13 protein-coding genes are annotated in these 15,405 nt (G+C 46.5%); 3 read left to right on the forward strand and 10 right to left on the reverse strand.

The window, feature by feature from the left end; genetic code table 11:
- Nucleotides 1-2 precede the first annotated feature (2 nt).
- The 5 genes from panD to AACM02_RS04140 form a co-directional block, all read right to left on the reverse strand.
- Nucleotides 3-359, reverse strand: a complete 357-nt coding sequence (panD, locus tag AACM02_RS04120) for an aspartate 1-decarboxylase (protein ID WP_214062316.1) — start codon at nt 357-359, stop codon at nt 3-5.
- Nucleotides 360-1,205 carry a pantoate--beta-alanine ligase gene (panC, locus tag AACM02_RS04125; RefSeq protein ID WP_214062315.1) on the reverse strand — a complete coding sequence of 282 codons (846 nt, stop codon included), beginning with the start codon at nt 1,203-1,205 and terminating at the stop codon, nt 360-362. It lies immediately after the preceding gene.
- Nucleotides 1,206-1,268: 63 nt separating this feature from the next.
- A complete protein-coding gene (gene panB, locus AACM02_RS04130; protein ID WP_339116146.1) occupies nt 1,269-2,102 on the reverse strand; it encodes a 3-methyl-2-oxobutanoate hydroxymethyltransferase in 834 nt (277 codons plus the stop codon).
- Between the two features lie 5 nt (nt 2,103-2,107).
- Nucleotides 2,108-2,962: a Rossmann-like and DUF2520 domain-containing protein gene (locus AACM02_RS04135; protein WP_214062313.1), complete on the reverse strand. Its 855-nt coding sequence runs from the start codon at nt 2,960-2,962 to the stop codon at nt 2,108-2,110.
- 71 nt (nt 2,963-3,033) lie between these two features.
- Entirely contained in the window at nt 3,034-4,674 is a 1,641-nt protein-coding gene (locus tag AACM02_RS04140) for a fumarate hydratase (protein ID WP_332457132.1), read from the reverse strand.
- A gap of 204 nt (nt 4,675-4,878) precedes the next feature.
- Here AACM02_RS04140 and feoB point away from each other — a divergent pair, with 204 nt between their 5' ends.
- Together feoB and AACM02_RS04150 are read left to right on the forward strand one after the other, a co-directional pair.
- Complete coding sequence (gene feoB, locus AACM02_RS04145; protein WP_339116147.1) at nt 4,879-7,359, forward strand: ferrous iron transport protein B; 2,481 nt, start codon at nt 4,879-4,881, stop codon at nt 7,357-7,359.
- A gap of 30 nt (nt 7,360-7,389) precedes the next feature.
- On the forward strand, nt 7,390-7,551 hold the full coding sequence (locus AACM02_RS04150; protein WP_214062165.1) for a FeoB-associated Cys-rich membrane protein: 162 nt from the start codon (nt 7,390-7,392) through the stop codon (nt 7,549-7,551).
- 16 nt (nt 7,552-7,567) lie between these two features.
- On the opposite strand, the gene AACM02_RS04155 is transcribed toward AACM02_RS04150, so the two are convergent.
- Genes AACM02_RS04155 through AACM02_RS04165 form a run of 3 tightly spaced genes read right to left on the reverse strand, consistent with a single transcriptional unit; the run spans nt 7,568 to nt 11,689 of the window.
- Nucleotides 7,568-9,460, reverse strand: coding sequence for an AMP-binding protein (locus AACM02_RS04155; protein WP_339116148.1), 1,893 nt, complete (start codon nt 9,458-9,460; stop codon nt 7,568-7,570).
- A 50-nt stretch (nt 9,461-9,510) separates the two neighbouring features.
- Nucleotides 9,511-10,680: a Gfo/Idh/MocA family protein gene (locus tag AACM02_RS04160; protein WP_214062985.1), complete on the reverse strand. Its 1,170-nt coding sequence runs from the start codon at nt 10,678-10,680 to the stop codon at nt 9,511-9,513.
- A 19-nt stretch (nt 10,681-10,699) separates the two neighbouring features.
- Nucleotides 10,700-11,689 (reverse strand): TIM barrel protein, encoded by a 990-nt coding sequence (locus AACM02_RS04165; protein WP_214062986.1) that lies wholly within the window; start codon nt 11,687-11,689, stop codon nt 10,700-10,702.
- Nucleotides 11,690-11,912: 223 nt separating this feature from the next.
- On the opposite strand from AACM02_RS04165, the gene AACM02_RS04170 reads away from it, so the two are divergent.
- Complete coding sequence (locus tag AACM02_RS04170; protein WP_214062987.1) at nt 11,913-13,286, forward strand: MATE family efflux transporter; 1,374 nt, start codon at nt 11,913-11,915, stop codon at nt 13,284-13,286.
- A gap of 15 nt (nt 13,287-13,301) precedes the next feature.
- Here AACM02_RS04170 and AACM02_RS04175 read toward each other — a convergent pair whose 3' ends face one another.
- A complete protein-coding gene (locus tag AACM02_RS04175) occupies nt 13,302-13,589 on the reverse strand; it encodes a hypothetical protein (RefSeq protein WP_214062988.1) in 288 nt (95 codons plus the stop codon).
- Between the two features lie 201 nt (nt 13,590-13,790).
- The gene (locus tag AACM02_RS04180) at nt 13,791-15,395 is read right to left on the reverse strand and encodes an ABC-F family ATP-binding cassette domain-containing protein (RefSeq protein ID WP_332457126.1); all 1,605 of its coding nucleotides are present in this window, start codon (nt 15,393-15,395) and stop codon (nt 13,791-13,793) included.
- Nucleotides 15,396-15,405 lie beyond the last annotated feature (10 nt).

Below are 15,405 nucleotides of genomic sequence, written 5' to 3' on the forward strand. Positions count from 1 at the left end.
AATTATATCCTTTCGGTTATCCGGTTGTCCTCATCCAAAATAAATACACCGGGTTTGTGCTCTTTTGCTTCTTCGGGCGACAGGGAAACATATGCCATGATGATGATTTTGTCGCCGGGTTGTACCAACCGGGCTGCCGCGCCGTTCAGGCAAATGGTGCCGCTGCCTGCCTCTCCTTCGATGACGTAGGTCTCAAACCGCTGCCCGTTGTTGTTGTTCACCACGCTAACCTTTTCCCAAACCAAAATTCCGCTTTGCTCAAGCAAGGTTTTATCGATGGTGATACTGCCCGTATAATTGAGATTGGCTTCCGTAACGGTCGCCCTATGAAGTTTTGCTTTCAATAAAGTGAGTTGCATCTATTTTTCTAAAATTATGTTGTCGATTAATCTTGTTTTGCCGAATCTTACTGCAACAGCCGCAAGCGCTTTGTCGCTGACGGTCTCTATCGTTTTTAACGACGGATATGCATATATGCTTACGTAATCGATGCAGGCAAGCGGCGCTTCGTTTATCTTACCGGTAATTTGCCGTATCAGTTTTTCGACGTTGTCTTCCCCTTTTTCGAATGCCGCCTGTCCTTCCCGCAGCGCTTTGTTCAATATGACAGCTTGCGCCCTTTCGGTAGCCGATAAATAGGTGTTGCGCGAACTCATGGCCAGCCCGTCTTCTTCTCTGACAATCGGACAGACGATTAGCTCGATGTCCATGTACAAATCGGCTACCATTTTTATCAGAATAGCCGCCTGTTGTGCATCTTTTTGTCCGAAATAGGCCCTTCGCGGCTGAACGATATTGAAGAGAATGGCCACAACCGTTGTAACACCTTTGAAATGAGCCGGGCGTGAAGCTCCGCAAAGTACCCGGGTGATGTCGCCGGCGACTTCCACAAAAGTGGAACTTCCCCGGGGATAGATCTCTTCCGCGGAAGGATAGAACACCACATCAGCTCCGGCACCTGTGGCGAGTTGTTCGTCGCGTTCAATGTTCCGGGGATAGGATTCGAAATCTTCGTTGGGGGCAAACTGGGTGGGATTAACGAAGTCGCTGACGACTACCGTATCGTTTTCGGCTTTTGCCCTACGGATAAGCGAGAGATGCCCTTCGTGCAGGAATCCCATGGTCGGGACAAAGCCTATGGATTTTCCCGATGTGCGTTGCGCACCGAGATACTCCCTCAATTCTTTTACGGTTGTAATGATCATTTTACGAATTATGAACGTTAAACTGTCTATTGTCTATTGTCTTTGTTCTTTGCTCCTTGCTCTTCAATACAGCTTTTCCAGAATATCCGCATCCATATCAAACGTGTGTTCTCCGGCCGGAAAGTCGCCTTCCCGGACTTCTGCAATGTAATCTTGGACAGCTGCCGTAATTTCGGTGTTCAGCTTTGCGTATTGCTTTACAAACCGGGGAACAAAATCGCTGAACATTCCTAGCATATCGTTGATTACCAATACCTGGCCGTCACAACTTTTTCCGGCTCCTATGCCTATGGTCGGGATGCGGAGGGATTTTGTGATCAGTTGGGCCAGCTTGTCGGGAATGCATTCCAGTGTGATGGCAAAAACGCCAGCTTCCTCCAGCAATTTGGCATCTTCCCAGATTCTCTTTGCGCTTTGTTCGTCTTTTCCCTGTACTTTAAACCCGCCGAAAGCGTTGACCGACTGCGGTGTTAACCCGATATGTCCCATTACCGGAATTTGTGCATCCACAACGGCTTTTATTGTTTCCGAGAAAAGTGAGCCGCCTTCCATCTTGACGGCTTCAGCACCACCTTCCTTGATCATTCTGCCTGCATTCCGCACAGCTTCTTCTTTTGAAACATGATAGGATAAAAAAGGCATGTCGGCGACTACCAGCGCATTTTTCACACCCCGGACAACGGCTTTTGTGTGATATATCATTTCGTCAAGAGTAACCGGGAGCGTTGATTCGTTTCCCTGGAAGACCATTCCCAGTGAATCGCCAACCAGGACGGAATCGATTCCCGCGGCATCCACTATTTTCGCCATCGAATAATCATAGGCGGTGAGCATACTTATTTTCCGGTTATTGTCTTTCGCTTCCTGAAAGGATTTTACAGTAAATTTTTGTGCCATATTTTTTATTGCTTAGAGAGCGGGGTGTTAAGTACTTCTTCCAGCGAATAATCGCCCAACAGCTGCATGGTTTTCCTTCCCATCAGCGTGTATAACGCTGTCATTTCCGGCATAAGAGCATTCAAACTTTCCAAATGCATCCGGACGGTGTTTTTGTCGCCTCGCTTAATGGGACCGGTAAGCGCATCTTTAAGATCTTTCCCTTTCAGGTTAAGGATAACGCTTTCCAATAAAGGCCGGGCTGCTTCCTGAATATTGTCTCGGGGCATGCCCGATTTCTCGAAAATCGCAAAGGAGGCATCCAACAGCGTTACCAGGTAGTTCGACAAAACGCAGGCGGCCGCGTGATAAAGGGATTTCTTGCCGGGGTCTACGGTGAACGTTTGATTTCCGCACGCCTTGAAAAAGCCGGTCAATTGTCCGTTATCTTCCCCCGGCTTCTCGATGGCAAACCATACGTTGCCTAATTTTTCCTGCGCTACAACGGGATCGCCGAATGCTAAAAGCGGATGTGCGCAAGCCGTTTGATAGCCGTTTTCTTTTAGCGGGTTCAATATGGAAAGAGGATATGCGCCGCTGGCGTGCAAGACCAGCTTTTCGTCCTTCCGGGGGGGAGGGAGAAGGGTGATTTGCCGGACAACGGCTTCAATCTGGTCATCGGGTGTCGTGATCCATATCATCTGGTTGTCATTGATCAGCTCCCCTGCAGATGCATAAGGATGGGAATGGGTCAGCCGGGCCGCCCTTTCGGTGCTTTTACAACTTCGGCTATAATAACCTCCTATCTCAAAACCGTTGTTTTTGAAATACAATCCTAAAGCGGTTGAAACTTGGCCGGCACCTATAAAAGCAATCTTCATTACCAATTTTACGTCGCTGTTCTGCGAGGCAAAGGTACAAAATAATATGAAATGAAAATGTTTTTAAGAAGTTATCCCAATGCGCAATTGGGTTGGGTAACTACTTTGAAGAAGTCGTTCCCTTTGTCGTCCACCAAAATGAAAGCGGGGAAATCCTCCACTTCGATTTTCCAGATGGCTTCCATGCCCAGTTCGGGATATTCCACGCATTCGAGGCTCTTGATGCTATTTTGTGCCAGAATGGCCGCCGGACCCCCTATGCTGCCCAGATAGAACCCTCCGTGTTTCTGACAAGCATCAGTCACCTGCTGGCTGCGGTTCCCTTTAGCGAGCATGATCATGCTGCCGCCGTGCGATTGGAACAGGTCTACGTAGGAATCCATCCGCCCTGCCGTGGTCGGTCCCATGGATCCCGAAGCATAGCCTTTGGGCGTTTTTGCCGGCCCGGCATAGTAGATGGGATGGTCTTTGATGTATTGTGGAAGACCTTCTCCGCGGTCGATCCGCTCTTTGAGCTTGGCGTGTGCTATGTCGCGCCCGACAATAATGGTGCCGTTAAGCGACAGCCGCGTTGAAACCGGGTATTTGGACAGTTCCGCCAGGATTTCCGGCATCGGACGATTGAGGTCGATCTTCACGCCGCCGCCTTCACCGGCTTGACGCATTGACTCGGGGATAAGGCGGGTTGGGTTGTCTTCCATTTTCTCAATCCAGATACCTTCTTTGTTGATTTTTGCTTTGATGTTGCGGTCGGCCGAGCAGGACACTCCCATTCCTACGGGGCAAGAGGCTCCGTGACGGGGCAGGCGGATAACGCGCACGTCGTGTGCAAAATATTTTCCACCGAATTGAGCGCCCAGTCCCAGCTTTTCAGACGCGATCTTCAGTTTTTCTTCCATTTCAATATCGCGGAACGCCCGGCCAAATTCATTGCCTTCGGTGGGGAGATTGTCGTAATATTTTGTGGATGCCAGTTTTACAGTTTTCAAGTTGGCCTCGGCAGAGGTGCCGCCGATGACAAATGCTAAATGATAGGGCGGACAGGCTGCAGTTCCCAGCGATTTCATTTTTTCCGTCAGGAACGCTTCCAGTTTTTCAGGGGTGAGCAACGCTTTGGTTTCCTGATACAGGTATGTTTTATTGGCTGATCCGCCGCCCTTGGCAACACAAAGGAATTTGTACTCATTCCCTTGAACCGCGTACAGGTCGATTTGAGCAGGGAGGTTTGTCCCCGTATTCACTTCGTCATACATGTTGAGCGGCGCATTCTGCGAATAGCGTAGGTTTTCGTTTATAAACGTGTTGTAAACACCACGCGAGAGGGCTTCCTCATCGTTTCCTTCCGTCCATACCTGTTGCCCTTTTTTGCCCATAATAATTGCTGTTCCCGTGTCCTGGCAGAAGGGCAGAATTCCTTTGGCCGATATTTCCGAATTGCGCAGGAAAGTGAGCGCCACGTATTTGTCGTTATCGCTCGCTTCGGGGTCGGTAAGAATTTTGGCTACCTGTTCCTGATGCTCGGGACGCAGCAGAAATTCCACATCGCGAAAAGCCGTCTGTGCCATCAGTGTAAGTCCTTCCTGAGAAATTTTCAATACCTCTTTCCCTTCAAATTCCGAAACCGATACGTGATCTTTGGTCAGTAGGTAGTATTCTGTGGTGTCTTTCGACATTGGGAAAGGGTCTTGATAATGAAACGATTTTGTTGCCATATAATGATGTTTTGTAAATGTTTTTTCGAACAGGTACAAAATTACAAAGAAAAAATGACTTTTTAGCAGGCAGTAGAGTAGACAACCTTTCGATAGCTCAGTTGTTTGTGCTATTTAAATTCATTATAAATAATATATCTTAAAAGCTCGTTTTTTAGGCAAAAAATATGTTCCTTTGTATCCGGAAATGAGATTGTGCTATTTATGCGACTTTCAGAACTACAGACCGGCGATAAGGCATTCATTGTAAAAGTAAATGGATCGGGGGCATTTCGGAAACGGATTCTCGAAATGGGCTTCGTGCGCGGACAAGAGGTGAGGTCGATACTGAACGCCCCGTTGAAAGACCCTATCAAATACGGCATAATGGAATATGAAGTTTCGTTGCGGCGCAGTGAAGCCGTATTGATTGAAATTTCGAAATTGAAAGAAGATGTGGTGTATGCGGTGGACAATGACAAAACAGATGAGCCTGAAAACGAGGTTGAAGAGACGGACTTTCGCGATCCACCACTTTCTGACGAATCCGATTTAAAGAAAGAAAATAATAACGTTATTCGTGTTGCGTTGGTTGGAAACCCCAACGCCGGAAAAACCTCCATTTTCAACCTTGCGTCGGGGGCACACGAGCATGTGGGAAATTACAGCGGCGTAACGGTCGATTCCAAAGAAGGAACGCTGAGGCACAACGGTTATAAGTTTATATTGACCGATCTTCCGGGAACATATTCATTGTCTGCTTATTCTCCCGAGGAACTGTACGTAAGAAGTTATATTTTTGAAGAAAAACCCGATGTTATTGTGAATGTGGTGTCGGCATCGGCCTTGGAGAGAAACCTGTATCTTACCACCGAGCTTATTGAGTTGGAGAAACCAATGGTAGTAGCACTCAATATGTACGACGAACTTGAGAAGAGCGGCCGCTTATTCAAGCACCAGACGCTTTCTGAAATGCTGAATGTTCCTATTATTCCTACGGTGGGAAAGAAAGGGTTCGGTATTCCCGAATTGCTCGAAAATGTGATTAGCATTTACGAATCCGGCAACAACTCTCACAACGTAAAGGTTCCTTACGGGCGTGTATTGGAGAAATCCATCGGCTTTATGTGTCGCGATTTATTATCCAACGGCTTTTCGACGTTAGGTATGCCGAAGCGTTATGTTGGTATTAAGTTGCTGGAGGGGGATAAAGAGGTAGAAAATGCTATTCGTGAGCACGATAAAGGCAAGGAGCTTCTGGCTCGTAGAAACAAGGAACGGGAATATATCGAAAGATTGTTGAAAGAAGACCCAGAGTCGGCCTTTACTAATGCCCGGTATGGATTTATTGCAGGAGCACTCAAAGAGACACTGAGCGAAAAAACAAAATTCGAAGATAAAACTACTGTGCTCGATGCTGTCCTGACGAATAAATATTTGGGGCTCCCGCTTTTCTTTGTCTTTCTGTGGATAATGTTTGAAGCTACATTCCGGCTTGGAGCTTATCCGATGGAGTGGATTGAGTGGATTGTGGCCCAGGCAGGGAATTTGATTCGTGTAAATATGACGGAAGGACCACTCAAGGATTTGCTGGTAGACGGCGTTATCGGCGGAGTGGGGGGTGTTATTGTTTTTCTGCCGAACATTGTGATATTGTACGCGTTTATCGCGTTTATGGAAGATTCAGGATACATGGCCCGGGCAGCGTTCATCATGGATAAACTGATGCATAACATCGGCCTTCACGGAAAATCGTTTATTCCGCTTATCATGGGGTTTGGGTGTAATGTACCTGCAGTAATGTCCACCCGCACAATCGAAAGCCGCAGCAGCCGGATGATTACCATGCTGATTGTTCCTTTTATGTCGTGCAGTGCGCGATTGCCGGTTTATATTTTATTTGTAAGTGCATTTTTTCCCCGGAACGGCAGTTTTGTCATGCTCGGATTGTACAGCGTAGGGGTTCTTGTGGCTATTCTGACGGCGATTTTGCTCCGTAAACGATTTTTTACCAAGGAAGATACGCCGTTTGTGATGGAGTTGCCGCCTTACCGGATGCCTACATTTAAATCGGTAGTGATTCATATGTGGGAAAGGGCCAAGCAGTATTTACTGAAGATGGGCGGTCCCATTTTGGTTGCCTCCATCATTATCTGGTTTCTGGGGTATTTCCCGCAAGATGCACAGCGCGAAGCGCAATTTGACAGGCAACTGGCACAACTCGACAGCCTGGTTTTACCGCAGACAGAAAAAGAGATCCGGGTGATAGAAATTGAACACGCAAAGAACACCGAACATCAGGTAAATTCATACATCGGAAAAATTGGCCATTTTATGGAGCCATTGATGCGCCCGCTTGGTTTCGACTGGAAAATTTCCGTGAGCTTGTTGTCGGGAATGGCGGCAAAAGAGATTGTAATCAGTACGATGGGGGTGCTTTATACCGGTAACAGTGAGGACCAGCAGTCGTTGCAAACCCGGCTTTTACAGGAGAAGCATCCGGACGGGACACCTGTTTTCTCACCGCTGGTCGTTATCGGATTTTTGCTGTTTATCCTGATCTATTTCCCCTGTATTGCCACCATAGTTGCTATCAAAGAAGAATCCCATTCGTGGAGGTGGGCGCTTTTCAGCGTGGTCTACTCGACAGGGCTGGCCTGGTTTATAGCTTTCCTGGTTTATCAAACCGGCCGTTTCTTTATTTAAACTTTCCGTCCAATTCTTTGTTGTTAAAATATGAGTTTACAGTTGTTCATCGTTATCATCATCGGCATTGTTGTCTCCATCGTGGTTGTTCGTGAGATTTACCGTTTCTTTTTTGTGAAGAAGGAGTCCGGGTTTTGTGGCGGGTGCAAGGGATGCGATTTTAATCCCGGGCATATCCAGAAAACAAAATAAAGGAGAATCAAACCATTTAATTCTCTTTCAACAGTCTTCCCAGTACTTCCAGGTTGGCCGGTGATGTTGATTTTTTCCCTGCAGGTGTGTATAATTCTTCAATGCGCGATGCGTATGCCGAATAGACCTTGTGTTTTACGATTTTCATCGTGGAGTTCACCATGCCGTTCTTTTCGGTAAAGGGTTCTTCAATCACGGCAAATGCGGAAGGCAGCCACCGGTAAGGGAACATCCCGTCGTTCTTTCCTCCCTTGAGGTATTCCGCAATTTCCTTTTCAATAAGTAGAGCCGCTTCCGAGGGGTCTGACGTTCGCTTTTTTAATTCAACGGGATTTACGGTGATAAGCGCTGTGGTATAGGGGCGTTGGTTGTTGTACAACACAATCTGATTGATAAACGGAGACTGGGCCATGATGGACTCTTCAATTCCTTCGGGAGAAAATTTCTCACCGTCATCGCTGATCAGCAGCGATTTTGTGCGCCCAAGCACATACAGGTATCCGTCGTTGTCGATGTATCCCATATCTCCTGTCCGGAGCCATCCATCCACAATGGTCTCGGCCGTGGCTTCGGGGTTTTTCCAATATCCTTTCATCACGTTCCCGCCCCGGATAATGATCTCACCCTTCTTCCCCGTGGGAACTACCTGCATCTTGTCGTCCACAATTTTTATATCCATATGCGGAAGCGGTTTCCCTGAAGAACCGAGTTTGTGTGCATGAGGGCAATTGGCGGAGATGATGGGAGTCGCTTCTGATAGGCCGTAGCCTTGGTACATAGGAATGCCTATTGCATAGAAGAAGCGTTGCAGTTCAATATCGAGGAGGGCGCCACCCCCAATGAAGAATTCCATATTGCTGGCAAACGATTCACGTACCTTTGAAAAGATGATTTTATCGTAAAAGGCCAGAAGCGGTTTCATCCAGAAACGTCCACCGGAGCCTTTGTTGAAGCCTTCTTTGTTATACGCATATGCTGTTTTAAGGGCTTTCCGGAATAACATACTGGTCAGTTTACCTTTCTTTTCAATTCCGGCTTCGATGTTTTTTCGGAAGTTGGAAGCCAGTGCGGGTACGCTCATCAGCAGATGAGGGTTAATCGCTTTCAGGCTTTTGGGTACGTTCCGGAGAACCTCCATAGGGGATTTACCCATAGCTACCGATGCCAGTGAAGCTCCGCATTTCATGAACGAATAAATTCCGGCGGTGTGTCCGAAGGAATGATCCCACGGAAGGATAAGTAGTTGCCTGAAATGGGAAGGTATTCCGTTTAAATGCTCCACTGCCTGTTCCGAGTTACAAACGTAGTTGCCGTGTGACAACATAATCCCTTTCGGGTTAGCTGTTGTTCCCGAGGTGTAAGAAATGTTGGCCAGTGAATCGGGAGTAACGGCTTTTATCCGTTCTTCCAACGCTGACGGATTGTTGGCCAGCAACTTCTTTCCCTGTTCGATTATGGAGTTAAACAAAGTTTCATTTTCCTGCAAGGTTTCTTCCGGGTCAAGCAGGATGTACTGCCTGACAGTAGAAAAGGCTCCCTTCATCGGGCGGATTTTCGCTATTTGCTGATCGGAAGCCATAATCGCGCAACATTCGGAATGATTCACGCGAAAACTGATGTCTTGCTCCGTTTCCAGTTTCACGGAAAGCGGAACACAGACAGCCCCCGCATGCAGCACCCCAAGCTCACCTATCACCCAGTTGTTTTTTCCTTCGGAAATCAGGGCGACACGGTCGCCCGCCTCGATCCCCAACGCCATTAACCCGGCAGCGAACTGCCTGGCTTTGTCCTGGACTTCCTTGTAGGAGAGTGAGGTGTAATCTGTCCCTGTTCTTGCTTCGTAAAGAAACGGACGTTCGCTGTACTTCTCAACAGCTTCGTTCAAAAAAGAGATGATTGTTTTGCTCATCGATGTTGGATTTAATTTTTTGCTGCAAATTTACTGTTTTTTATGGAATACTACTCCCTCCACTTTATCCATTTTGGGCCGTCGCTCCATCCTGACTCCACGACCGTTTCAATAAATTGCATACCCCGTACACCGTCGTACACGTCCGGAAAATCCAGTATATCGGCAGAGGGGGGGGCTTTTTTCATTTTTGCCTTCACCGTCAGCGCGAAGTTACGGTAGATATTGGCGAAAGCTTCGATAAAACCTTCGGGATGCCCTCCGGGCGTACGTATGTTCCACCGGGTATTTTTACCCAGGTAAGGATGGTTCCCGCCGATATGCATCACTTCCTCGGGGCTGTTCCCTTTTTTTAGGAAAAGCTGGTTGGGATGCTCCTGAACCCATTGTATTCCTCCCTTTTCCCCATAGACACGGATGTTGATGTTGTTGGCTTCACCCACGGCAACCTGACTGGCCGAAAGCAGGGCTTTTACCCCTTCTTCCATCCGCATCATGGCCACTCCGTCGTCATCAATCGGACGCCCGGGAACGAAAGTATTCAGTTCGGCGCAAAGTTCCACCACTTTTAATCCGGTTACGTATTCGCACAAATGCCAGGCATGGGTTCCTATATCACCCATACAACCTGCCTTCCCCGATAATTGTGGATCGGTACGCCATCCCGCATTGTTCCCTTCCGTTAGTTCGATACGTTCTGCCAGCCAGCCTTGAGGGTATTCTACGTATACACGGCGTAACTTGCCCAGCTCTCCTGCGGCAATTCTCGCCTTCATCTCTTTTACCGCGGGATATCCGGAGTAAACGTGAGTCAAAGCCAGTACCAAACCGGTTTCTTCCACTTTTTTTTGAAGTGTTTTGGCTTCTTCAAGGGAGAATGTCATGGGTTTATCCAGTACCACGTGAAAGCCCCTTTCCAAGGCCATCATAGCCGGTTCGAAATGGTATTTGTTGGGGGTGACGATCACCACGAAATCCATCCTTTCGTTTTCCGGCAGGTCCGTTTCTTTCTCAAACATCTCCCGGTAGGTGCTGTAAATACGATTGTCCGGCAGGAAATAAGTGCGTCCCGATTCTTTCGATACCTCCGGGTTTGAGCTGAAACATCCGCAGGCCAATTCTACCATATTCTCCATCAAGGCTGCGCGAAGGTGAATGGCTCCGATAAAGCCGGTTATACCGCCTCCGACCATTCCCATTTTTAATCGTCTGTTCTCCATTACACTGTATTTTTGTTGATTATTTGGCAAAAAAAGCATCAAACGCATGTCCGGATACCTGAAAGTCCAGCCGCTTGGTGTACTCACACGATTCACGGGCTCCGTGCTCGCGGTCCATAGCACTGTCTTCCCACTCTATCGAAAGCGGGCCCTGGTATCCTATGGCATTAAGGGCACGTATAATCTCTTCGAATTTTATTTTCCCGCGCCCTACACTGCGGAAGTTCCAAAAGCGACGGGGGTCGCCGAAAGGGACGTGTCCTCCGAATACTCCTACTTGTTTGGGAGTGTCACTCCAGTAAGCATCTTTCATGTGTACGTGAAAAATACGGTCGGGAAACTGATAGATAAAATCCACGTAATCCACCCCCTGGTATCCCAAATGGCTCGGATCGTAGTTGAACCCGAAAGCGGGGTGATGATCCAAGGCCTCCAATGCCCTTTGGGCAGAAAAGGTGTCGAAAGCAATTTCGGTGGGATGTACTTCTAATGCAAAACGAACCCCCAGCTTTTTAAATTCGTCCAGAATAGGGGTAAAACGGTGTGCAAAATCCCGGTATCCTTCATCGATAGTTGATTGTGGAACAGGAGGGAAAGAATACAACAAATGCCATATCGGACTTCCGGTGAACCCTACGACGGTGTCAACCCCCAGCACCCGGGCTGCCCGGGCCGTCAGGATTAATTCTTCAGCGGCACGTCGGCGGACTCCTTCCGGATCGCCGTCTCCCCAGATATAATCGGGGAGGATACTTTTGTGGCGTTCGTCAATTTTATCGCACACAGCTTGCCCTACCAAGTGGGAGGAGATGGTTCGCAATTGCATGCCGTATTTTTCCAAAAGGTCTTTAATGCCCCTGTAATAGGCAGGATCGGTCTGACGGACATCCAGATGGTCGGGTAATCCTAATTCAAGTCCGTCGTAACCGAATGCTTTTGCCTTTACGCAAACCTCTTCCAGTGATAAATCGCCCCATTGCAGGGAATAGAGTGTAACTAATCGTGCCATGTTTATTCTGTTTTTTATGATTTAAGAAAATACTATAGGATAAGTGTTTGCCGGGTTCGTAGACTGACTTGATTCCACGCAAAACTACTTCTTTTTTTCAAGAAAAACAAGGATGGTTCTCGGGGTTTCCCGGAAAAATTTAATTTTGTGCGTTACTTAACTCTTAAGAAATCTAAATCCCCAAACGAGCTTGACATAAATTTTGTACCTTTGTGCCCGGGTTATGAACATAACAAAGGTGTTACGCCAAAACAACACTAACGATCCGCACCTTTTGGGAAGGGGCGACATCAAAAAACTTCTCGCACAATACTCTTTACCCGCTATTATCGGTATGGTTATCACATCGCTTTACCATATAGTGGACAGTATTTTTATTGGGCACGGTATCGGTGCATCCGCACTTTCGGGCATGGCTGTGACTTTTCCGATTATGAATATTCTTGCCGCTTTTTCCACCCTTATTGGTGTGGGAGGTGCAACACTAACCTCCATCAGATTAGGTGAAAAAGACGAAGAGAACGCACGAAGTATACTTGGACATGTTGCCTTGGTAAATACAGTGAACGGGACATTGCTTGGGGTAGTGACGCTGTTTTTCCTGGAACCTGTTTTAAAGCTTTTTGGAGCTAGTGAAACGTTGTTGCCTTACGCAAGTGATTTCTTGTCGGTTTACATGATAGGAATTCCTGTTGGTTTTGTCTTTATCGGGCTGAATAACATTATGCGTGTGACCGGATATCCTAAAAAGGCAATGCTCTCTTCTTTCCTGACAGTTGCAGTAAATGTTTTACTTGCACCAATTTTCATTTTTGTTCTTGGCTGGGGCATGAAAGGGACAGCGCTGGCCACAGTCCTCTCCCAGCTTGCGGGATTGGTGTGGGTGCTGATGCACTTTTTCAACAAGAACAGCCTTATTCGTTTTGAGATAAAGGGGTTTAAATTGTCCGGAAAGACGATCGTCAACATGATGGCTATCGGTGTTTCTCCTTTTCTTATGAATCTCACCTCCAGCCTTGTTGTTTCGATTATCAATTTCGGATTGATGAAACATGGTGGTGATCTTGCTATCGGGGCATACGGAATCATCAACCGGATACTTTTCCTGTTCGGGATGATTGTTATTGGTTTAACAATGGGTATGCAGCCAATCGTAGGATACAACTACGGGGCAAAACAAATCGACAGGTCGTTCAAGGCGCTCAGGTACACGATCATCGTAAGTGTTTTAATCATGACTTTCGGTTTTTTATTTTCCCAACTATTCCCAACTTTGATCATGCGCATGTTTACCAGCGACAGGGAGCTTCTTGACATCTCTGTCCGCGGATTGAGAATTACCACTGTTTTGTTTCCTGTTATTGCCGTTCAGATGGTTATCAGTAACTTTTTCCAGTCGGTTGGAAAAGCAAAAATAGCCGTGTTCCTATCGTTGACGCGGCAGCTTATTTTTCTGATTCCCTTTTTACTTTTGCTCCCCCGGTATTTTGGTTTGGATGGAGTTTTTATGAGTATGCCTGCCGCTGATTTAATCGCGTTTTTTGTAACAATCCTGACGTTTACCTATCAGTATAAAGGAATGAGGGTTAGGAAATAAAAGGGATTAACTTCCTTACTGGTGATTTGACCTAACCTTGTGGCTTCTTATCAATTTTGCCAGAACCACGGTAACCAGTAGCATGAAAATGAACCGAACAATTAAATCTATCCGTAATAACTGCCATTCACCCTTACAGGTTGTCCATTCGGGCAATTTACCGACATTATCGATGATCTGTCCTGAAACAATTGCTGTTCCAACATAATCGCGATAAATATCCGTTGAAGCGGCAAAATTGAAAACCATAAATACAACGGAAACAATGCTTAAGATAAGTGTAATGATCAATAACTTTTTCATCTTCTTTACATAATGATAATTGGGGTATTTATTTGTACGTAAGATGACTCGGGCAAGGATTTACCTGAGCATTACCAAGGGATAGCCTCGACATAAACGTCGGGGTTTGTTTACATCATCACGGATTCTTTTCTATTTATGTGCCTACTGTTTCTAAAAAAAGTAAAAGTAGTGTATTTTTTTGTATCTGTATAAAAAAAATTATTTTTGTTTTGTTCCTAATTGAATGCTCTTTGTTACCCCGATCTCATTGATGAAATATGCATCATGGGAAATAACCAGTACCGTACCCCGATACTTTTTGATGGTATGGGCCAGTATCGATAAACTTGAGACATCAAGATTATTCGTAGGCTCATCCAATATGAAAATATCTGGGACGTGGTTGGAAATCATCAGGCAGCATAAGTAAAGGCGCATACGTTCACCTCCACTCAACGCTTGACAGTTTTTATCCCAGGTCTCTTGGGGAAACAATGCGCGATTAAGCCGCAGTTTTATTTCGTGGTCGGACAGGTTGTTTTCGTTGTGTTGTTCTGCTAATTCCAACACCGTCAGTTTTTTGTTGACCCGAGCATACTCTTGATCAAGATAGATATATGAAAAATCTGCCCGGGAGACATGGCCTTGTGTTGGTGAAAGTTCACCCAGCAAGAGTTTGATCAATGTTGTTTTTCCACTCCCGTTGTCCCCGAGAATGTGTATTCTTTCTCCGCTTCGAACTTCCGTGTCTAACGGAGAAGGCCACAGGTATTTGTTTTCCGTATACCCAAAATTCAAATTTTCAGCCGCAATCAAAACTTTTCCATCATGCAGTTTGGCGTCCTCAAAATTAATCTTTAATTCGCTGTTCCTCTGTTGTTTTCCTTTTAGGGCGGATAAGCGTTGTTGAGTGTCGTTAATGATTCCGGAGTGTTTTTCTTTCAACTTGGCGGAACTGTTTTCAGACAGGTTGCGGCGTGCATTTAAAACGATACGGGCAAGCCCTCCTTTCTGTTTGCTCCGTTCACCGTGTGACGCTCTTCTTTCCTGACGTTCGCGAATTTCTTGCGCTCTCTTTCGGGCGATCCGTAAAGCCGTCTGTCCCGCATCAATTTGCTGTTCCAAAGCGCGATTCTCAGTCTCTTTCTGTGACCAGTAAAAATCGTAATTTCCCCCGTACAGCTTAATGCCTTTAGGGGTCAACTCGAACGTTTCCTCCAAAAGATTAAGCAGCGTAATATCATGGCTGACAATGATAACCGTAGCTTTTGTCTGGGATATGTACTCATAAAGCTTCTTCCTTGCTGCGTAGTCGAGGTGGTTGGTCGGCTCGTCCAGCAAAACGACATCGGGGTTGTGAACGGTTAATCCCGCCAACAAGACTTTCGTTTTTTCCCCTCCACTTAACTGCAAAATGGGTAGGTCAATAGGCAGATTCAATAATCCCCAATGTGTTAAAGCTACGCGGCACCTGTCTTCGATATCCCAATCATCGTTCAGGGTGTCGTAATGACCCTGGTCAACAGAACCTCCATAGATGGCCTGCAGGGCTTTTATTTTTTCAGATACCCCCAGGGTTTCTGCCAGGGTCTGCTCCTTAAAGTCAATCTGTTGAGGAATGTAATAAGGGGATGCCGATACCCGGATATTGCCCGAAGAAGGTGTCAGTTCGCCTGCCAGCATTTTAAGGAGGGTGGATTTTCCTGTGCCGTTGTTGCCGATGAGGGACACTTTCCCGCCTGGTGAAACGGAAAAACTAACCGATTCAAATAATGTAGGTCGATTGAAATAGTGATAGGAAATATCACTTACGATAATACTCATTGTTACAATT

It is taken from the genome of Petrimonas sp., assembly GCF_963921705.1.
GTDB lineage: Bacteria > Bacteroidota > Bacteroidia > Bacteroidales > Dysgonomonadaceae > Petrimonas > Petrimonas sulfuriphila.